The organism is Anaerospora hongkongensis, from assembly GCF_004339805.1.
Taxonomy (GTDB): Bacteria; Bacillota; Negativicutes; order Sporomusales; family DSM-15969; genus Anaerospora; species Anaerospora hongkongensis.
In genome coordinates this window covers 211242-230084 of record NZ_SLUI01000004.1, presented here as the reverse complement: position 1 = coordinate 230084, position 18843 = coordinate 211242, and the positions used below count along the sequence as shown (strand labels likewise).

Annotated in this window: 19 protein-coding genes, 11 tRNA genes, 1 rRNA gene and 1 other annotated feature; of the genes, 1 reads left to right on the top strand and 30 read right to left on the bottom strand. The window is 48.1% G+C overall.

From position 1 onward, the window contains the following. Positions 1-35 precede the first annotated feature (35 nt). From EV210_RS07590 to EV210_RS07495, 20 genes are all read right to left on the bottom strand, one after another. Positions 36-1028: a beta-ketoacyl-ACP synthase III gene (locus tag EV210_RS07590; RefSeq protein WP_132077975.1), complete on the bottom strand. Its 993-nt coding sequence runs from the start codon at positions 1026-1028 to the stop codon at positions 36-38. A gap of 231 nt (positions 1029-1259) precedes the next feature. Further along, a tRNA-Leu gene (locus EV210_RS07585) sits at positions 1260-1345 on the bottom strand. Positions 1346-1357: 12 nt separating this feature from the next. Then, positions 1358-1431: transfer RNA gene (locus EV210_RS07580), tRNA-Gly, on the bottom strand. An 18-nt stretch (positions 1432-1449) separates the two neighbouring features. Next, a tRNA-Tyr gene (locus EV210_RS07575) sits at positions 1450-1535 on the bottom strand. Positions 1536-1544: 9 nt separating this feature from the next. Continuing rightward, a tRNA-Phe gene (locus EV210_RS07570) sits at positions 1545-1620 on the bottom strand. Positions 1621-1625: 5 nt separating this feature from the next. Then, positions 1626-1702 (bottom strand) — tRNA-Asp (locus EV210_RS07565). Positions 1703-1784: 82 nt separating this feature from the next. Next, positions 1785-1860: transfer RNA gene (locus tag EV210_RS07560), tRNA-Val, on the bottom strand. Positions 1861-1865: 5 nt separating this feature from the next. Beyond that, a tRNA-Glu gene (locus tag EV210_RS07555) sits at positions 1866-1940 on the bottom strand. Between the two features lie 7 nt (positions 1941-1947). Then, a tRNA-Lys gene (locus tag EV210_RS07550) sits at positions 1948-2023 on the bottom strand. Continuing rightward, a tRNA-Gln gene (locus tag EV210_RS07545) sits at positions 2024-2099 on the bottom strand. A gap of 1 nt (position 2100) precedes the next feature. After that, positions 2101-2176, bottom strand: a tRNA-Asn gene (locus EV210_RS07540). Between the two features lie 24 nt (positions 2177-2200). Beyond that, positions 2201-2317: ribosomal RNA gene (gene rrf, locus EV210_RS07535) — 5S ribosomal RNA — on the bottom strand. A gap of 3 nt (positions 2318-2320) precedes the next feature. Continuing rightward, a tRNA-Gly gene (locus tag EV210_RS07530) sits at positions 2321-2395 on the bottom strand. Positions 2396-2672: 277 nt separating this feature from the next. Beyond that, entirely contained in the window at positions 2673-3761 is a 1089-nt protein-coding gene (gene aroB, locus EV210_RS07525) for a 3-dehydroquinate synthase (protein WP_132077972.1), read from the bottom strand. Between the two features lie 10 nt (positions 3762-3771). Continuing rightward, a complete protein-coding gene (aroC, locus tag EV210_RS07520) occupies positions 3772-4932 on the bottom strand; it encodes a chorismate synthase (RefSeq protein WP_132077969.1) in 1161 nt (386 codons plus the stop codon). After that, positions 4929-6227 carry a 3-phosphoshikimate 1-carboxyvinyltransferase gene (aroA, locus tag EV210_RS07515; RefSeq protein ID WP_132077967.1) on the bottom strand — a complete coding sequence of 433 codons (1299 nt, stop codon included), beginning with the start codon at positions 6225-6227 and terminating at the stop codon, positions 4929-4931. The genes aroC and aroA overlap by 4 nt, the downstream gene beginning before the upstream one ends. Before the next feature lie 16 nt (positions 6228-6243). Continuing rightward, positions 6244-7101, bottom strand: a complete 858-nt coding sequence (locus tag EV210_RS07510; protein ID WP_132077964.1) for a prephenate dehydrogenase — start codon at positions 7099-7101, stop codon at positions 6244-6246. Beyond that, positions 7098-8117 (bottom strand): 3-deoxy-7-phosphoheptulonate synthase, encoded by a 1020-nt coding sequence (gene aroF / locus EV210_RS07505; RefSeq protein WP_132077961.1) that lies wholly within the window; start codon positions 8115-8117, stop codon positions 7098-7100. The genes EV210_RS07510 and aroF overlap by 4 nt, the downstream gene beginning before the upstream one ends. 49 nt (positions 8118-8166) lie before the next feature. Further along, positions 8167-8410: a binding site (T-box leader), on the bottom strand. Between the two features lie 135 nt (positions 8411-8545). After that, a complete protein-coding gene (locus EV210_RS07500; RefSeq protein WP_132077956.1) occupies positions 8546-9544 on the bottom strand; it encodes an inorganic phosphate transporter in 999 nt (332 codons plus the stop codon). Continuing rightward, a complete protein-coding gene (locus tag EV210_RS07495) occupies positions 9537-10166 on the bottom strand; it encodes a DUF47 domain-containing protein (protein ID WP_132077954.1) in 630 nt (209 codons plus the stop codon). Before EV210_RS07495 ends, EV210_RS07500 begins: the two co-directional genes overlap by 8 nt. A 242-nt stretch (positions 10167-10408) precedes the next feature. Between EV210_RS07495 and EV210_RS07490 the strand changes: the two genes are divergently transcribed. After that, entirely contained in the window at positions 10409-10879 is a 471-nt protein-coding gene (locus tag EV210_RS07490) for a staygreen family protein (protein WP_132077951.1), read from the top strand. Between the two features lie 34 nt (positions 10880-10913). On the opposite strand, the gene queF is transcribed toward EV210_RS07490, so the two are convergent. The 10 genes from queF to EV210_RS07440 all read right to left on the bottom strand — a co-directional run bounded on the left by queF (position 10914) and on the right by EV210_RS07440 (position 18832). Continuing rightward, positions 10914-11411: a preQ(1) synthase gene (gene queF / locus EV210_RS07485; protein WP_132077948.1), complete on the bottom strand. Its 498-nt coding sequence runs from the start codon at positions 11409-11411 to the stop codon at positions 10914-10916. A gap of 19 nt (positions 11412-11430) precedes the next feature. Beyond that, on the bottom strand, positions 11431-11931 hold the full coding sequence (locus EV210_RS07480) for a QueT transporter family protein (RefSeq protein WP_132077945.1): 501 nt from the start codon (positions 11929-11931) through the stop codon (positions 11431-11433). A 177-nt stretch (positions 11932-12108) separates the two neighbouring features. After that, positions 12109-13320 carry an EAL and HDOD domain-containing protein gene (locus EV210_RS07475; RefSeq protein ID WP_132077943.1) on the bottom strand — a complete coding sequence of 404 codons (1212 nt, stop codon included), beginning with the start codon at positions 13318-13320 and terminating at the stop codon, positions 12109-12111. A 115-nt stretch (positions 13321-13435) separates the two neighbouring features. Then, on the bottom strand, positions 13436-14374 hold the full coding sequence (locus tag EV210_RS07470; RefSeq protein WP_132077940.1) for a GGDEF domain-containing response regulator: 939 nt from the start codon (positions 14372-14374) through the stop codon (positions 13436-13438). Between the two features lie 131 nt (positions 14375-14505). Continuing rightward, a complete protein-coding gene (locus EV210_RS07465; RefSeq protein ID WP_132077937.1) occupies positions 14506-15687 on the bottom strand; it encodes a CaiB/BaiF CoA transferase family protein in 1182 nt (393 codons plus the stop codon). A 16-nt stretch (positions 15688-15703) separates the two neighbouring features. Beyond that, entirely contained in the window at positions 15704-16207 is a 504-nt protein-coding gene (gene folK / locus EV210_RS07460) for a 2-amino-4-hydroxy-6-hydroxymethyldihydropteridine diphosphokinase (RefSeq protein WP_132077934.1), read from the bottom strand. After that, entirely contained in the window at positions 16204-16575 is a 372-nt protein-coding gene (gene folB / locus EV210_RS07455; RefSeq protein WP_132077931.1) for a dihydroneopterin aldolase, read from the bottom strand. The genes folK and folB overlap by 4 nt, the downstream gene beginning before the upstream one ends. Further along, positions 16575-17417 carry a dihydropteroate synthase gene (folP, locus tag EV210_RS07450; protein WP_132077928.1) on the bottom strand — a complete coding sequence of 281 codons (843 nt, stop codon included), beginning with the start codon at positions 17415-17417 and terminating at the stop codon, positions 16575-16577. Before folP ends, folB begins: the two co-directional genes overlap by 1 nt. A 9-nt stretch (positions 17418-17426) precedes the next feature. After that, positions 17427-17987: a GTP cyclohydrolase I FolE gene (gene folE, locus EV210_RS07445; RefSeq protein ID WP_132077925.1), complete on the bottom strand. Its 561-nt coding sequence runs from the start codon at positions 17985-17987 to the stop codon at positions 17427-17429. A 56-nt stretch (positions 17988-18043) separates the two neighbouring features. After that, on the bottom strand, positions 18044-18832 hold the full coding sequence (locus EV210_RS07440; RefSeq protein ID WP_132077922.1) for an inositol monophosphatase family protein: 789 nt from the start codon (positions 18830-18832) through the stop codon (positions 18044-18046). Between the last annotated feature and the right edge of the window lie 11 nt (positions 18833-18843).

The following is an 18843-nucleotide window of genomic DNA, read 5'->3' as shown; positions in this document are numbered from 1 at the left end:
ACAGCAGCTATTCCTGCCACACAGGCCTTTTGCCATTACTTAGACCATTTGACGATGCTTGCCGCCCATGTCAGCCCGCCGCCAAATCCAACCATAGCAATTGTATCGCCTTTTTTTATTTTGCCGGTTTTAACAGCCTCGTCCAGCACAATAGGAATAGACGCAGCCGAAGTATTGCCATATTTATCTACATTGACCACAACTTTATCCATCGGCATACCCACGCGTTTGGCAGCCGACTGTATGATCCGGATGTTGGCCTGATGAGGGACCAGATAGGTGATATCGTCAGAAGTCAGATTAGCCATTTCCAGTGCTTGCTTTACGGCTTCTCCCATAACTTTTACGGCAAATTTAAACACTTCGTTTCCATCCATACGGGTATAGTGAAGGCGCTGCGCTACGGTATCCGCTGATGCAGGCAGCCTGGATCCACCGGCAGGCATTTTGAGCAGATCACCGCCAGCACCTTCAGCTCCCAGATGCACACCTAGAACACCAAAGCCTTCCGGAACCTCTGCCAAAACCGCAGCACCGGCTCCATCACCAAACAAAATAGCCGTATTGCGATCTGTCCAATCGGTAATTGTCGACAATGCTTCAGCACCAATGATTAGTATTTTTTTATACATCCCCGTTTGAATAAAGGTAGTGCCTGTCACCAGTGCATACATAAATCCCGAACAAACCGCCGTTAGGTCAAAAGCAGCTGCATTTACAGCCTTCAAGTTATTTTGTACAAGACAGGCAACTGAAGGAAATACCATATCAGGAGTCACAGTGGCAACAATAATCAGGTCAAGCTCCTCAGCACTAACTCCGGCATCAGCCAATGCCCGTTCTGCCGCTATTGTAGCCAAGTCAGACGTCGCCTGCCCTTCGGCCACAACGCGCCTCTCGCGAATTCCGGTACGTTCCACTATCCAGCTGTCAGATGTATCTATTGTCTTTTCTAAATCAGCATTCGTAATTACTTTTTCCGGTACATAAGACCCAATACCAATAATACCTGCATATTTTTTTTCCAACTACGAACAATCCCCCTTGTCAGCACTTGTTATTTTAGCCATACCCTTTTTATTATAAACTACTAGGACCTACTAAAACTATTTGCTAAATAAAATATTTTTAGAAAAAGCAATATTATTGTATTATCATCAGTACCACTATTTTGTTATACAAAATAAATGAATATTACTTCTATAATTCAAAAAGGAACTAGCCTGGTAACCGGCTAATTCCTTTTCATTGTATTTTTTTGGTGCGGCCGAGTGGATTTGAACCACCACGAGATTGCTCCCACTAGTTCCTGAGACTAGCGCGTCTGCCGTTCCGCCACGGCCGCATAAACATATATTGGAGCGGGTGATGGGAATCGAACCCACGCAGCTAGCTTGGAAGGCTAGGACTCTACCATTGAGCTACACCCGCATAAAAACCTAAATAGAATGGTGGAGGGAGAAGGATTCGAACCTTCGAAGGTGAAAACCGGCAGATTTACAGTCTGCTCCCTTTAGCCACTCGGGAATCCCTCCAGAGTAACATGGTGCCTCAGGGCAGAATCGAACTGCCGACACGAGGATTTTCAGTCCTCTGCTCTACCGACTGAGCTACCGAGGCAAAAATGGCGACCCTGAACGGATTTGAACCGTCGATCTCCGCCGTGACAGGGCGGCATGTTAGACCGCTACACCACAGGGCCGCGTAAAAAGCGACTGTCTACAAACGCCCATCTGCGTTGTTATCCTTAGCATCTGAGCATTTCTAGCCAATCGCTAGCTGAATGGTGGGCGATGACGGGATCGAACCGCCGACATCCTGCTTGTAAGGCAGGCGCTCTCCCGGCTGAGCTAATCGCCCGAAAATGGTGACCCGTAAGGGAATCGAACCCTTGATACCGCCGTGAAAGGGCGGTGTCTTAACCGCTTGACCAACGGGCCAGAAAAATGGTGACCCACGATGGACTCGAACCATCGACACCCTGATTAAAAGTCAGGTGCTCTACCAACTGAGCTAGTAGGTCTGGCAGGGGCGGCTGGACTCGAACCAACGCATAACGGAGTCAAAGTCCGTTGCCTTACCAACTTGGCGACGCCCCTATGGCTCCTCGAGTAGGACTCGAACCTACGACCGATCGGTTAACAGCCGATTGCTCTACCAACTGAGCTATCGAGGAATAAAAACCAGGATTACCTGGTATAACCAGCGACTTCCTATCCTCCCAGGCCGTTTCCAGCCAAGTACTTTCGGCGTTTGTAGGCTTAACTACTGTGTTCGGGATGGGAACAGGTGGATCCCTACAGCTATCGCCACTGGATTATGGAGCGGAAAACGAGATTCGAACTCGCGACCCTCGCCTTGGCAAGGCGATGCTCTACCACTGAGCTACTTCCGCATCATACAAGACATTATGTTAACATACCTGCCCTGTTCTGTCAACTGCAACTTTCATAGTCAAGCGTCTTTTTTCCGACAGCTTGTCACACATTTCGTGCGGCGACTTATATAGATTAGCAGATTACACAAACTATGTCAACTGTAATTTTATAGAAAATATTTTTTTACAACACCAGCATTTTTAAACACCGTATCACAGGGGCTTTTTTCGCTATTTTCATTTCCTGTGTACATAAGTCAACAAAACCCCGGCCTTCACTTGGCCGGGGTTTTGCTCAGGGCTCTAGGATAATTTGAGCGATGGCAGACAGAACAATTTGTTCCGGTATATCATTTCGTACAACAACTGAGCCGATTCCGGTCAGCAGCACCCAGTTGATTTTACCGTTAATCGCTTTTTTATCGCGCAAAAGATACGCTGCCAGCTGTCCGGCTGTGCAGCCTCGGACTTGCAGCGGCAGCCGGTATTTCTGTAGTATGCCGCACACCTGCTCTACTGTTTGCTGCGAACATAACCCGACATCTCGGCTGATCAGTGCCGCCCCATACATGCCGATCGCTACCGCCTCTCCATGACTATAAGCAAAATTAGTTGCTTTTTCAACCGCATGACCAATTGTATGTCCGAAGTTCAGAATCATCCTTACATCCGTTTCCTTTTCATCCTGCTGTACTACATCCGCCTTAATGCGGCAGGATCGGCTGATAAGCCGGGTAAACAACGCCTTGTCTTTTTGCCAAACGGCAGCATAATCCTGCTCTAATTCAGCAAACAGCCGGCTATCTCTAATAAGGCCATGTTTAATTAACTCGGCAAGACCGGTAGCCAATTCACGCTCCGGCAGGCTGTCCAGCATCGCAGGGTCAATCAATACCATTTTGGGCTGATAAAAAGCACCAATCATGTTTTTGCCCAGCGGATGATTCACGGCAACCTTTCCGCCTACACTGGAATCTACCTGGGCCAATAAACTGGTAGGAATCTGAATAAAAGGCACTCCCCGCATATAGGTGGCAGCTACAAAACCAGCTAAATCACCTACTACGCCACCGCCTAAGGCCACAATCGGTGATAAGCGGTCAAGTCTCATCGCAATGGCTTTAGTATAAATTTCTTCCGCTGCTGATAAGGATTTGGACTCTTCCCCCGGAACAATCGTCTTTATTTGCACCTGAAAGCCAGCTTGCTCAAGCATTTGGACAACCTGCTCACCATATAAGGCCCCCACCGTTTCATCGGTTATCAGGAGGGCAGTAGAACTCAGCCGCATACTGGTTTTGAGTTCATTTAGCAGCAGCAAGCTGCCTGATCCAACATAAATTGTGTAACTATCGCATCCCAGTTCCACTTTAACCTGTACCATACAAAGCTCCTTACGCCTGAGATAAGCGGTTTTGATACTGTTCTATCGCTGCCAGTAAATCAGTCATGCAATCACTGCTAAACTTCTCCAGCAAAGCCTGCCCTAATACGATTGCGGTCATTGCTTCACCAACGACTGCAGCGGCCGGAACTGCACAAACATCACTGCGTTCCGTACTGGCTGAAATTGGCTGATGATTCGCAATGTCAACGGATTGAAGAGGCTTCATTAGAGTTGGAATAGGCTTCATAACAGCCCTTATTACAATAGTTTCACCATTGCTCATGCCACCTTCAATGCCGCCGGCAAGATTGGTAGACCGGCAGTAGCCGCTGCCCGGGTCATGGTATATTTCATCATGGGCCTTGCTGCCTGGCAGTGCCGCATAAGCAAAGCCTGCACCAAATTCAACACCTTTAATCGCTGGAATGGACATCATTGCTGCCGCAAGCCGGGTGTCCAGGCGCCGGTCCCAGTGAACATGGCTTCCTAGCCCCGGGATAACTGCATCAGCTAATACTTCTATTGTTCCACCCAGACTATCACCTTGCTCTTTCGCAGCATCAATGGCGGCTTTCATGTCTTGTTCCGCTTTCGCATCAATACATCCCACAACTGATTTTTCCCGGCGCTTAGCGATGCTGGCAAAATCGGGCCGGGTATTTTGAATCCCTACACCACCGATGTTAACCACATGGGACGTAACTTGACTGCCAATTGCTGCAAGCAATTGCTTGGCTACTGCACCAACTGCCACCCGGGCGGCAGTTTCCCGTGCGCTGGCCCTCTCCAAAATATCCCGCACATCTTCCCGGTCATATTTCAGCACTCCGGTTAGATCGGCATGACCCGGCCGGGGGGCAGTAACCGGTATTCCCCGGGGTGGTCCGCTGACAGCCATTCGTTCCGTCCAATTCTCCCAGTCGCGGTTTGTAATCGCAAGTGTAACCGGACTGCCGAGAGTCATCCCAAAACGAACACCTGATAGAATTTCTACTTTGTCTTTCTCAATCTGCATTCGTCCGCCACGGCCATATCCCTGTTGGCGCCGGGCCATTTCTTCATTAATCCGGTCAATATCAAGGATTAATCCAGCCGGCAGGCCTTCGATTATCGCCGTAAGACACTGACCATGCGATTCACCTGCTGTAAGAAAACGCACAACCGTCACTCTCCATCCATTTGCACATTTGCCCCTAGTTGCCTGAGTATCTCCGCAAACCCAGGAAATGATACCGGAATACAGTCTTCATTGCCAATATTGGTCTCACCACAGGCGGCCATGCCGGCAACTGCGAACGCCATGGCAATGCGATGATCGCCCCGGCTCTCTATGGCAGCTCCGTGCAAGGCTTTTCCTCCACGGATAACTAAGCCATCGTCCAGTTCACTGACATCGCCCCCCATAGCCATCAACCCCTGCACCATGGCAGCAATGCGATTTGACTCTTTTACCTTCAGTTCCGCAGCATCACGAATAATGGTTGTTCCTTTGGCAAAAGCCGCAGCAACAGCAATAGCCGGGATTTCATCAATCAACCGGGGAATAATGTCACCCTCAACTGTCACGCCTCGTAATTCGCTGGAACGCACCAGGATATCGGCTACCGGCTCAGCCAAATTGCTGGTAAGCTGCTGCACTTCGATATTGCCGCCCATCGCCCGCAGCACGTCAATGATCCCGGAACGGGTAGGGTTGATGCCTACCTGACGGATTACAACCTCTGAGTCTGGAATAATTAAAGCCGCCACCAGTAAAAATGCCGCTGATGAGATGTCTCCCGGTACGGCAATCTCTCTGCCTTGTAAAACAACAGGCCCTTCCACAGAAGCCGTTAATCCCTGCCGCTTGATAGCAACGCCAAATGACGCGAGCATAATTTCCGTATGATCCCGCGACGGCGCAGGCTCGGTTACACTCGTCACTCCCTTGGCATACATTCCCGCAAGGAGCAGGGCTGACTTCACTTGAGCACTGGCAACAGGCAGCAGGTAATCAATCCCTGTTAAAGTACCTGCAGGACTGATGGTAAGCGGTGCTAAATCACCTTCACCGGTAATACGGGCCCCCATTAAGCGCAAAGGGTTAGCTACTCTTGCCATTGGTCGCTTTTGGATAGAAGCATCGCCGTTAATAACAGAAGGAAATACCTGCCCTGACAGGATTCCTAGCAGCAAGCGTATGGTGGTTCCCGAATTCCCGACATACAAAGGCTGCTCAGGCTGCTGGAGTCCATGCAGCCCCGCTCCCTGAATTTGCACCCGATTATCTTGCCGCCGTATATCGACTCCCATATCGCGGAAGCAAGCAATAGTCGCCAGGCAGTCCTCACCCGCCAAAAAACCGGTTATTACTGTCTCGCCTTGTGCTAAAGCGCCCAGCATCACTGCCCGGTGCGATATTGATTTATCGCCGGGTACCTGTGTTGTACCTTGAAGCCCGGAGCTGACACCTCTAATTCTCATTGCTCGCACCTTCCATTCATTTACGATTTTGACAGGCATCCCTTAATTGCTTAGCCTGCTGAAAAAACTCCCTTAAACCTGCCCGATTTCCGTCAGCTAACTGAGTATCCACAGTGTCTAACAATTCTTTTAACCGTCCAATCGTCTGGCGGATTTGAGCGCTGTTCGTCAAACAAATATCTGCCCATAAATCCGGATTTGAAGAGGCAATCCGGGTCATATCACGGAAACCACCGGCAGCCAGAGCTAAGTGAAGCCCTCCGTATTCTCCCTGACCGGCTAATACCGTCAGAGCTGCAGCTGTCACGTAGGGCGTATGGCTAATATGAGCAACTGCCGGGTCATGCTGTTCTCCTTCCAGCACTACCGGCAATGCTCCCAGCTGACCCGCAATAGCGGTAAGAAACGCTACTGCTTCTTGTGCTATACCCGGGTGCCTGGTGATAATATAAGGCCGTCCGCAGAACAGCTGTGCATTTGCTGCGGCAAATCCGGTCCTTTCCGAGCCTGCCATTGGATGGCCGCCAACATAGTGGACACCTGGCGGCAGCAGCGGCGGTACTGCCAGTAGCAGTTCTCCTTTTGTGCTGGCCACATCAGTGACAACAGCACCTGTCTTTAGGTATGCGGCAGCTTGCTGAACACTCCGGACAACTGCCCCCGGCGGTACTGCAAAAAAAATGATATCCGCCGCAGTGACACAACCCTCCAGGCTATCAGCAACACGGTCTATTTCTCCGCTTTGCTCAACCAGCCGGCGAGTCTGGCAGCAGTCGTCATAGCCGATTACCGAAAACTCTGTGTACTGCTTGAGCGCCAATGCTAAGGACCCGCCGATCAGTCCGAGTCCGATTACTGCTGCTATCTGACTCATCCTTCTTCCCCCCGTCTGAGGAAAGCGGCCAACTCCTGAACTTCCTTCATCAACAAAGCATAATTCGCCGGATTTAGGGATTGCGGTCCATCACATTGTGCTTCAGCCGGGTTAGGATGAACTTCAATCATCAGTCCATCAGCACCTGCCGCTATACCGGCCATTGCCATCGGCTTAACCAGTCTCCATTTACCGGTACCATGACTGGGATCAACAATGATTGGCAGATGACTAAGATGCTTAATTGCTCCGACCGCACTTAGATCCAATGTATTGCGGGTGTAGTCCTCGAAAGTACGGATGCCGCGTTCGCATAAAATAACGTTAAAATTGCCTTCAGCCATAATATACTCGGCTGCCAATAACCATTCGGTGATGGTCGCAGCAATACCTCTCTTTAATAAGATAGGCTTTCCCGACCGTCCTACAGCCCGGAGCAAATGGAAATTCTGCATGTTTCGGGCACCAATTTGCAGAACATCAGCGTAACCAGCAACTAAATCAACACTCTCAACATCCATTACCTCTGTAACAATCTTAAGGCCGGTTCTAGCTCTTGCTTCGGCAAGATATTGGAGACCGATTTTCTCCAGACCCTGAAAGGCATACGGTGAACTGCGGGGTTTAAATGCACCTCCCCGTAAAAACTGTGCGCCCGCCGCTTTGACAATTTCTGCAGCCTCAAATAACTGTTCCCGGCTTTCCACCGCGCACGGTCCGGCCATAACCGTTATTGCCCTGCCGCCAATGGGCACCCCGTCAACATCAATAACAGTAGGCTCCGGATGAAATTCCCTGCTGACCAACTTATAACTGGCCGTAATCGGCACAGCCTGCTCCACCCCGGCAAAAGCTTCAATCGGCAAGGCGGCAATAATCTTCTTATCACCAATAATACCGATTATCGTCCGGAACTGTCCTTCTGAGAGATGCGTTTTTAAACCTGCTCCATGAATTTTCTCTACTACTACACGCACCTGCTCCTTTGTAGCTTCTGATGACATAACAATTACCATACTACCATCCTCCTCATTTTTGGGAAATTAAAAAACTCGCCCCTAATATAATAGGGGCGAGTTGATAACCCGCGGTACCACCCTGCTTGCAAAAGCCGCTTGTTTCAGATGCGGGACGAAAATGTCCGATATCTTAGCCTGGTAACGGTGGCAACCGGCTCAGCCTACACCGTTTACCCGGTTCAGCCTGCAACTCAGCGGCGTACTTCACTGCTTAACCCCACCGGTTCGCACCACCCACCGGCTCTCTGAACGGCATTATGACAGCTACTCTTCCTCATCATTGTTTTTACTGTATTGGCTTTATCATAACAATACTGTTAACTCTTGTCAATACCATAAACACAAAAGTGCACAATTGTTTTTTTGTACAAAAAAAGCTAACCGCAACAGTTAGCTCTTCAAATTCTTTATTCTGCTCCCAAACGTTAAGCGCCCCAGATAAAATGAACCACATAATAAATTGCGGCACCCGTTATAGCACTCAGCGGTATAGTCAAGACCCAGGCCATCAGCATACTTTGCGCCACTGACCAGCGAACAGCCGTTACCCGTTTTGCCGATCCAACCCCCATAATTGACCCTGATACGACGTGAGTGGTACTTACCGGCAAATGAAAATGAGTAGCGGCAAAAATAACTAAAGCGGAATTCAGATCGGCGGCAAAGCCATTGATCGGCTCCATCCGGAAAATCTTTGTCCCCATGGTCTTAATAATTTTCCAGCCGCCCACAGCCGTACCGAACCCCATAGCGGTCGCACAGGATAGTTTCACCCACGTAGGAACTTCCAACGCCTCAATCTGTCCTGCGCTTAAAAGCGCTAGAGTAATAATCCCCATTGCTTTTTGGGCGTCATTCGAACCATGAGAAAAAGACATTAGGCTGGCCGAAACAAGCTGCATTCTCCGAAAACCGGTATTCAGCACATTCGGAGCATTGCGTCCGAAAATCCACAGCAGTAGAATCATAATTAAATATCCAAAAATTAGTGCAACAAGCGGAGACAAAATCAGGGACAATACAATTTTCTGCAAGCCCGCCATTTTGAGAGCATAAAAGCCTTTGCTGGCTATTACCGCCCCCATAACTCCGCCAATAATAGCATGAGAAGAACTGCTGGGTATTCCGTACCACCAGGTTAACAGATTCCAGGCAATAGCCCCAATTAGTGCGGCCACAATAACCTGTTCATTAACCATTGCTGCGGATGTAACAATGTCGCCGCCAATTGTCTTAGCAACGCCGGTGCTGTATAATGCGCCTAAAAAGTTCAGTATTGCTGCCAGATAAACTGCCTGCTGAGGTTCGAGTGCCCGGGTTGAGACGGATGTCGCAATTGCATTAGCCGTATCATGAAAGCCGTTAATATAGTCAAAAGCCAAAGCCAGAAAAACAACTACCCACAACAATGTTAAATCAGGCATATTTTAGCACAACTCTCTTTAGAGATTCAGCCAAATCCTCACAGAGATCAAGCACTTCTTCCATATGAGTAAGGATCTCTTTCCATTTTATAATTTCCACCGGGTCTTTACATTCACGAAACAGCTTGGCCATTTCACGGCGGTATAATTCATCACCCTCGGCTTCCAGGGCTACTATCCGGTTACAGCGGGCTTCCAGTTTCAAGTGGTTTTTCTTAATATTACTTAAATACGATACTGCCTTGTCCAATTGTTTTACACACTTCACTACTACGACCGTCAATTCTTTTGTTCCTTCAGTTGCAGGACCGGCATTATACATATGCATTCTTTCAACAATGCCCTTGATACAGTCAACTACATCATCCTGTTTTTCAACCAGAATATGAATATCTTCCCGGTCAAGAGGCGTAATGAAGGTCTTGTGCAATTTGTGCATCGTCTCATCAACAATTTTATCAGCCTGTTTTTCCAGTTTATCGATTTCAAAAACTACATCAGCAAGATTATTGCCGTTTTGTATTGCCTGATCCATAAATTCAGCTGACTGTCGAGCGATTTTTGCATGGTCCGCCAAGAATTCAAAGAACTTTTCTTCTTTCGGCTTCAAGCGAAAGGCCATAGTGACACTCCCCCTATATGACTAAATCATACTGATTATAACATAGAACGACACAATGTTAAATTACCGTAAAATAATGTTATAATTCGGTTAAATTACAGTAGTATCACCTAAACCGTCAAAAACCGGCGTAAGCTGCCCATCTAGTATATCCTTTCCCTAAGCAGGCAAAAAAAATCGTAACCATCTGATCACGCTTTGTATAAACTATAGCAAAACTTTCCTGCCAGGGAGGTGCAGCAATGTCCATATTCGACAAAACCAACCTATCAGTAAATTTACGTCCAGGCATAACTGCCTGCCAGCCGATCATCCCCCGCCGTTACACCCTCACTCATTCTGACCAGACGGGTCAATTGTTCCTGTCGGTAGCCCTGCAATATGCCACAGATGAGATTACTCCGAGCCGGGACGAAGTGCTGGCCGAATGGCGCTGTCTGGGACCACGAAATTTTCAGCTTCATGCTTATGTCTGTGTAGACAATCATAGCGGTAAAAAAGAAGCGGCTTTGCGCAACAAGCATTTCATCCGCCGTCTCCCACTGGCTCTTGGTGCAATTTTTTGCGGTGACAGATATTTTTTTTACAACCGTCCTGAATTACATATGGCACCTGTCTGGATTCATTTTCAGTCCTGCTATCCAGAGTTTTGCCGCGATGAATACTGGGGTGTTATGGCTGAGTATGCGAATAGTTACAGCCGGAAAATCTGAACGGGTTTGTTCAGATTTTCCGGCTGCAACGTGCTTAACGATTATCAACTTTTTCCGGATTCATATCATGATAAAAAAGGCGCTTTTGAGCTGCCTCTTCCCAGCGGGTTCCCGGTTTGCCATAGTTGCAAAAAGGGTCAATAGAAATACCACCGCGCGGCGTAAATTTCCCCCACACTTCGATATACTTAGGATCTAGCAAAGCAATTAAATCTTTCATGATAATATTGACACAATCCTCGTGAAAATCGCCATGGTTGCGAAAACTAAACAAATAGAGCTTTAAGGATTTGCTTTCCACCAGGCGTTGATCAGGTACGAGAGAAATGTAAATAGTGGCAAAATCAGGCTGTCCTGTCATTGGACAAAGACTGGTGAATTCTGGACAGTTAAATTTTACAAAATAATCATTACCGGGATGCTTATTCACAAAAGACTCGAGGACACCCGGATCATACTGATAGGAATAGCCGGTCCCTTGATTGCCCAGTAAGGTAACACCCTGCAGTTCTTCTGCCTTTCTACCTGACATCATAGTCCTCCTCTAATGGTTAAGAATTTAATTTCGTATTCAACTGCTTAACCAGCAGTACTCCAACAACACCGGGGATAATCTGCCCGATCGTAATGCTCACAGCCAATATACTATAAGGCACATGAATCAAATAGGACAGCCATATTGGGACCAACAGTCCAGGACACAGGATAATTGGCAATGCAATCAGCCAGTCATTCCAGCGGTAACGGCGCACTAGATAAACCAGTGAAGAAGTTGTGATACCTACAATCGTCCCGCCGATAATATCAGGCAGCCCCAGCCCTCCCATGAGCAAATTGCTAAGCAAGTTGCTCAGTCCCATGGGTACGATAAGAAAGGGAAAAATAGCACTAAGCGCATATAAGGATGTAGCCAGACGAATTTGATATTGCCCAAAGGCAAAACTTTGCGTCATATACATGACAACAATGTACATGGCTATGACCAACCCTGATAAAGTAAGTTTTTGCAGCGAAGTTGAAATAACCGGACGCTTGGCAACTGCGTTTTTCATAAAAGCCTCCTAATTTTGGGCAAACAAAAAAGGGCATACGCGCCCTGTTTTAAACCACTGTTCAAGTAGTCCGGCCCGTAGTTTTGTTTTAAGACAGGATGGTTACGAACTGTCTGTTATATGTTTACGAGTTATTATACCATAATGCAGACCTTACCTGCAACTGTTCGGTGCCGTTTATTCAAGTCCGCTTTCCCGATACCAGGCTAAGGAGCTAACATGTAAAATAGGCAGCCTTGCTTTTTCTATATTGAGCTTAGCCGCACAGGCAAACACCATCTGCCAATTGCCTTGTTCATATGCCAGACTAAGCTGATAAATATCCTGAAACAAACCTGCCGATCCAAGCAAGGCGGCACGAACATCGGCTACAACCGGCAATTCTCTTAAAACCTCTGCCAATGGCCGGTCAAGCAAGGCATCAATCAAGGAAAGCAAACCCAATAAAAAGGCATCTGAACCGCGGTCCCTATAACCGGCTTCATTTGCCAGTAACTCACAAAATCGTGCCCGCATGACGGAAATGACCACTAACTCCTGCGGTTTATCCGCAGCAAGCCCCCGGGTCGCAATCAGCACTGCCCATTTGGCTGCTTCTTTGAGCCCCAGCAGTGCTAAAGCCTGGCGTATGGAACGTATAGAAGCCTGAAAGCCAAAACCAGCGGAATTAATGTATTTTAACAGCATATAGGTTAAAAAAACATCTTTTTCTACAATCTTTTCAAGCTTTTCCAAATCCAGCAAAGAACTGCTTACTTGCTGAAGCAGTCTAAAGTTAAGCGCTTTCGTATTGGGAATACCCTGCCCGGCTATAATAATCGGCTTACTGAAGAAATAACCCTGAAAATAACTGTAGCCAAGCTTCATCGCCTGCCGGAACTCTTCCGGCGTTTCTACTTTCTCGGCAAGAAAACGGACATTCTTCCCTTTGCACATTTCTATTAGTTTCATTTGTTCCGTAAGTCCGGTTAACTGAAAATCAACCTTAATAATATCTGCTAATTCCATCAATGGTTCGAAGCGCGGCTCAAAAACAAAATCATCCAGAACAATTAAAAAGCCCATTTTTCGAATTTTACGGCATGCTTCAATAATGTCAGCAGAGGGATTTACAGTCTCAAGAATTTCTACAGCAATTTGGTCTGCCGGCAGCATCGTGACAATTTCATTCTTTAGCAGATTGGCCGTAAAGTTAATAAAAGCGCGTTTTCCACCAGTCAGAGTTGGCAATCCAATCAGCCAGATACTGTTAATAATTACCTGCGAAGTTGCCTGATCACCATCAGCAGCACTATAATAATTATCCTGCCCTTGCCTGAAGAGCAGTTCATACGCGAAAATATGCTGACGTCTGTCAAAGATAGGCTGACGAGCTACAAAAACCTGCATGGTTACGCCTCCCGCTGCACATCCTACGCATACTTCATTATATGATATTATTCGGCCTGGAACCAGTTTATATCTCAAAACCGCACCAGACGCTTATACCGGTACGGAGCCGGTGTTATTCACAATATATGCGCACATTATTGCGCCCTGCCGCTTTTGCCTGATACAATGCGCGGTCCGCTTTTTTGAGCAATTCTGCTGAATTGTCGCCTTGCTGCGGAAGGCCTGCTGCCACTCCCAGACTAATACTCAGCAGTTGCGAAGATGAGCCGCAATGGGCCAATGCCAGTCTGTTGACCGCCGATCGCAGGGCCTCGGCAACAACAACCGCTCCCACACTATCTGTATTCGGCAGCAAAACTACAAATTCTTCGCCGCCGCAGCGAGCAACTAAGTCCCCGGCCCTGCTAATCGTTTCCGACAATACTTGCGCAACTTGCTTAAGACAGTTGTCACCAGCGATATGACCGTAAAAATCATTGTATTTCTTAAAATAATCAATATCAATCATAATCACTGCCAGCGGAATCCCATCCCGCACTGCACGGCGCCATTCTTCCTTATACCGTTCTTCGAAATGACGTCGGTTAGGAATTCCCGTCAAACCATCGATTGCCACCATCCGGTGGAGCTCCTGGTTGGCTTGAATCAATTCATCGGTGAGACAGGACAGGGTATATTGATACTCCAGCATCCGTCGGCCAACCTGCAGCCGGCTCTTCAGTTCCTCGGCATAAAAAGGTTTACTGATGTAATCATCCGCCCCCGAATTAAGCGCCAGAACAAGGCCTTCTTTATCACTGCGTACCGTGAGCATAATAACATAAATCAGGTTCCCTTGGGCACGGTCTCTAATGCGCCGGCACAATTCAATGCCATCCATACCAGGCATTACCCAGTCTACAACCGCCAATACAGGTTCCTGTTCATTTTCCAGCAATCCCCATGCCTGCCGGCCATCAGAAGCAGTGATTACTTCATATCCCCATGGCTTAACTACTTCCTTCAGATAGGCCATGCTAAGCTCTTCATCATCAACCAGCAAGAGTTTCATTGTTTTTGCTCCCTTTCTGTCCGCCAGACTTATCAACGACTGCCGTTATCTGATTTTTCGCTGAAAATAGCCAAAATCCTGTTTTCTTTACCAGTAAAAAAAGCTCCGTACCCGCGGTACGGAGCTTTTAGCTAGATAATATGCTTGTTCTTGAGTCCGGCAATGCGCTCGGCCGAATAGCCCAATTGCTGCAAAACTTCTTCCGAATGCTGGCCAAGCACCGGAGCAGGCCTTTGAACCTTGTCCACAGAATCACTGAGTTTTATCGGATTACCAGGAATGCGGATTTTACCGGCAACGGGATGATCCACTTCAATCAGCATATTACGCGCCAATATGTGCGGATCGACAGCCAAATCGGCGATCGTCAGAATCGGCGCTCCCGGAACGGCATGACGCTGAAGTACCTGCAAAATTTCCTGCATTGTAAATTGTCCTGTCCAGCCATTAATAATAGTACTTAATTCCGTAATATTTGTTGACCGGTTGTCATTTAACAAAAAGCGTGTATCTTCGATTAGTTCCGGTTTCCCCATCGCTTTACACAAGCGCTGCCATGTAGCTTCATTGGCACAGGCAATAATCACATAACCATCGCTAGCCTGAAATACATCATACGGCGCTACACTGGCATGACGGCTGCCAATCCTCACCGGATTTTGACCTGTCATCGTATAACGAACAACCGCGTTTTCCAAAATGGAGAAAATACAATCCTGCATAGAAATATCGATTCGCTGGCCCAAGCCGGTACGGCCCCGCTGGACAAGCGCTGCCAATATACCAATGCTCATGAAGTTGCCGGCATTAATATCGCCCAGCGAGGTACCTACACGAGTTGGAGTATCAGGAGTTCCGGTAATACTCATTAACCCGCCCATCGCCTGGGCAATCGCGTCAAAAGCTACACGCTCGGCATAAGGCCCGTATTGCCCGAATCCAGTTATAGAGGCATAAATAAGCCGGGAGTTGACTTTTCGCAATTCTTCATAACCGAGTCCCCACTTATCCATTGTGCCGATAGTGAAATTTTCCAGCACAACATCGGCATCTTTTATTAAATCCCGCAAGACTTCCTGGCCTTCGGCAGCACGTAAATCCAGTGTTATGCTCCGTTTATTGCGATTTAGGGTCATAAAGTAACCACTCTCACCATTAGAAAAAGGCCCAAACAGCCGGGCATCATCGCCACGGCCGGGCACCTCTACTTTAATTACATCTGCCCCTAGGTCAGCCAGCGTCATGGTGCAGTAAGGTCCGGTTAACAACCTGGATAAGTCAATAATCTTAATACCCGCCAGAGCTTTGTCCATTGCCATCCCCCTCTTTTTACTCCCCTTGCTGTTTATGCCAGGGGCGGTATAATCGCACTGCCCGGTCATCACCCATTTCCTGGCGGCATTGTTCGAGGCTTTTTCCATTCAGAGCCACGTCCGGTGCGATTTCCAGCAGCGGTATGAGCACAAAGAGCCGCTCCATTAGGCGCGGATGGGGAACGGTCAGATCCTGAGTACAGATATGACGATCACCATACAGCAGAATATCCAGATCAATCGTCCTCGGCCCCCAACGCAAATCCCGTTTTCGCGCCAGCGACTGCTCAACTTTCATGCATGCCGCAAGCAGCTGCTCTGCCGTCAAAGTTGTCCGAACAGCCGCAACCGCATTCAAAAAGGCAGGTTGCTCCGTATAACCAACAGGCTCTGTTACATAAATTGAGGAAACCTGGCTGATGCATATCCCGTCTAGCTCAGCAAGACGGGCGACGGCTTGCCGCAAATACCATTCCCGGTCTCCCATATTAGACCCTAAACCTATGTAGCAGTTGATCATTGTCTTTTTTCTCTCACAATAGAGATCTCCACATAATCAAAAATACCGGCTACCGGAGCTGAAGGCTTGCGAACCGTTATCTTGACTTTTTTTATAGAAAATTGCGTCAATATGGCTTGTGCAATTGCTTCTGCCAATCCTTCAAGCAAATTGTAGCGCCTTTTCTCTACGTGTTCTTTAATTATTGCATAAACTTCAGCATAATTTACTGTATCCCGTAAATCATCGGACTGTCCGGCAGGCTGGAGGTCACGGCATAAAACAGCATCCAGCATAAACCGCTGGCCAATGAGCTGCTCCGCCTCCAGCACACCATGATATCCAAAAAAAATCATATTATGCAAACGAATGCTGTCCAAATCTGCCATTATCCTAACTCCTCCCGGATCAAGGCATCGGTCATGCGTGCAACCCGTGCCATTTCCTTCACATCATGGACGCGAACGATGTCGGCACCGTTCGCAATTCCCACCGCTACCGTAGCCGCTGTTCCTTCCACACGTTCACCAGGCAAAAGTCCTCCCAGCGTCGTGCCAATAAAGGCTTTCCGGGAGGTGCCCAGTAAAATTGGGCACTCCAGAGCTTTCAACTGCTCCAGGTGGCGAATCAAGCGTAAATTATCAGTCCGGGTTTTACCAAAACCGATTCCCGGATCGATAATAATATTTTTTTTATCAATTCCGGCCTGACCGGCAATCTGAATACTCTTGAGTAAAAAGGCGCTTACTTCTGCGAGTAAATCCTGATAGCCAGGCTGAGCCTGATTATGCATAACAATGACTGGCACCTGATATTTAGCAACGATGGCTGCCATCGCCGGATCTTTTTGCAAGCCCCAGACATCATTGATCATATGAACACCCAGTTTAAGCGCCGCCTCTGCTGTTTCAGGCTTATAAGTATCGAGAGATATTGGTACAGCCACTTCCCGAAGAAGCCGCTCCAGCACAGGTAAAACCCGCTCCATTTCCTCTTCAGCAGAAACAGGTTGATTATTCCCATAAGGGCGGGTTGATTCACCGCCAATATCAAGTATATCCGCCCCATCAGCAATCAGCTGATGGGCATGACGGACAGCCGCCTCCACTTGCCGGAAGCAGCCTCCATCAGAAAAAGAATCGGGCGTAACGTTCACAATGCCCATAACCAGCGTACGTCGACCAACTTCCAGCTCACGGTCAGCCCAGTGATACGTTCTCGTACTTTTCATTTTCGTTTGTCACCTCTTAATCAGCGCCAGTACTTCAGCCCGGGCAGCCTGGTCGTCAGCAAATACACCCCGTACCGCCAGGGTAGTCGTAAGTGCTCCCGGCTTCAACACTCCCCGCATGGACATGCATAAATGCTCTGCTTCGACAACAACCATTACACCGGCAGGTTTCAGTTTGTTTTCCATTGCATCCGCTACTTGTGCCGTCAGGCGTTCCTGCAGCTGCGGCCGGTGGGCAAAAATATCCACAACTTTTGCCAGCCGGCCCAAGCCGGTAATCCTGCCAGCTTGAGGTATATAGGCAATATGTGCCTTGCCAAAGAAGGGTATTAAGTGATGCTCACACATCGAATAAAAGGAAATATCTTTTACCAATACCATGCCGTCATATTCATCAGAGGAAAAACACTCCAGTTCCTGTTCCGCATCCTGCTCCAAGCCGCTAAACAGCTCAGCATACATCTGAGCGACACGCCGGGGGGTATCCTCCAGACCTTCGCGAGCAGCCTTATCTCCTAGGGCTTCCAGCAGCAGTGCAATTGCCTGCCGGGCCTTTTGTTCATCGACCATCTATTATCCCTCACTTTACTTCGCAGACTGAAATACGCCGAACAGCAGCCCGCCTTTCAGCTGATTTGCCGAATCTGTTCCTCCAGTATGCTGCAAATTACCGTATTGGCCGCAATAATAGATACTCCCCGGTCCTGCCTGAAGTGAACCACTTGCCCGCCCGCTTCTTTTACGAGCAGAATACCGGCTGCCGCATCCCACGGAGCCAGTTGCATTTCCCAATAACCGTCAAAGAGTCCGGCTGCCACACAAGCCAGATCGTAGGCTGCAGCTCCCAGCCGCCGGACGGCCCGGGCCTGAACCACAATATGGCTGAAATACGGGATATTATTAGCCGGATGGGTAGCAATGTCGTACGGAAAGCCTGTAGCTAAAACGCAGTCGATCAATTCCGTTTTTGTGGAAACAGTAATTCTTCGGCCATTAAGATAAGCCCCCTGACCTTTAATTGCTGTAAACAGCTGATCAATTACCGGGGCATATACAAGTGCCAGTACTGTCTCCTGCCTGTATTGAAGGGCAACAGAAATTGCAAAAACAGGTAAACCCTGAGCATAGTTCGTAGTGCCGTCAAGCGGATCAATAATCCAGGTATAATCGGAAACGTGCGCAGTCAATCCCGACTCTTCCGCCAGAATGCTGTGATCCGGATAATGTTCCTGCAAAAAAGCAATAATCGTCTGTTCCGATTGCCGGTCAATTTCTGTCACTAAATCAATCCCCGTCGACTTAGTGGCTATCGTTAGATTTTGCCTCCCCAAATTTGCTTTTTGCATTGCCCCAACGGCCATAACAACTTGCTTTAGCCGCGCCAAAACCTGAGTCAAATCAAGTTTAGACTGCATGATAACCGCCT

What these genes read in the sequence shown, in the direction of transcription:
- aroB (WP_132077972.1), bottom strand. Translation starts at nt 3,761, where the DNA reads ATGGTACAGGTTAAAGTGGAACTGGGATGCGATAGTTACACAATTTAT.
- aroA (WP_132077967.1), bottom strand. Translation starts at nt 6,227, where the DNA reads ATGAGAATTAGAGGTGTCAGCTCCGGGCTTCAAGGTACAACACAGGTA.
- EV210_RS07510 (WP_132077964.1), bottom strand. Translation starts at nt 7,101, where the DNA reads ATGAGTCAGATAGCAGCAGTAATCGGACTCGGACTGATCGGCGGGTCC.
- aroF (WP_132077961.1), bottom strand. Translation starts at nt 8,117, where the DNA reads ATGGTAATTGTTATGTCATCAGAAGCTACAAAGGAGCAGGTGCGTGTA.
- EV210_RS07500 (WP_132077956.1), bottom strand. Translation starts at nt 9,544, where the DNA reads ATGCCTGATTTAACATTGTTGTGGGTAGTTGTTTTTCTGGCTTTGGCT.
- EV210_RS07495 (WP_132077954.1), bottom strand. Translation starts at nt 10,166, where the DNA reads ATGGCCTTTCGCTTGAAGCCGAAAGAAGAAAAGTTCTTTGAATTCTTG.
- EV210_RS07490 (WP_132077951.1), top strand. Translation starts at nt 10,409, where the DNA reads ATGTCCATATTCGACAAAACCAACCTATCAGTAAATTTACGTCCAGGC.
- queF (WP_132077948.1), bottom strand. Translation starts at nt 11,411, where the DNA reads ATGTCAGGTAGAAAGGCAGAAGAACTGCAGGGTGTTACCTTACTGGGC.
- EV210_RS07480 (WP_132077945.1), bottom strand. Translation starts at nt 11,931, where the DNA reads ATGAAAAACGCAGTTGCCAAGCGTCCGGTTATTTCAACTTCGCTGCAA.
- EV210_RS07475 (WP_132077943.1), bottom strand. Translation starts at nt 13,320, where the DNA reads ATGCAGGTTTTTGTAGCTCGTCAGCCTATCTTTGACAGACGTCAGCAT.
- EV210_RS07470 (WP_132077940.1), bottom strand. Translation starts at nt 14,374, where the DNA reads ATGAAACTCTTGCTGGTTGATGATGAAGAGCTTAGCATGGCCTATCTG.
- EV210_RS07465 (WP_132077937.1), bottom strand. Translation starts at nt 15,687, where the DNA reads ATGGACAAAGCTCTGGCGGGTATTAAGATTATTGACTTATCCAGGTTG.
- folK (WP_132077934.1), bottom strand. Translation starts at nt 16,207, where the DNA reads ATGATCAACTGCTACATAGGTTTAGGGTCTAATATGGGAGACCGGGAA.
- folB (WP_132077931.1), bottom strand. Translation starts at nt 16,575, where the DNA reads ATGGCAGATTTGGACAGCATTCGTTTGCATAATATGATTTTTTTTGGA.
- folP (WP_132077928.1), bottom strand. Translation starts at nt 17,417, where the DNA reads ATGAAAAGTACGAGAACGTATCACTGGGCTGACCGTGAGCTGGAAGTT.
- folE (WP_132077925.1), bottom strand. Translation starts at nt 17,987, where the DNA reads ATGGTCGATGAACAAAAGGCCCGGCAGGCAATTGCACTGCTGCTGGAA.
- EV210_RS07440 (WP_132077922.1), bottom strand. Translation starts at nt 18,832, where the DNA reads ATGCAGTCTAAACTTGATTTGACTCAGGTTTTGGCGCGGCTAAAGCAA.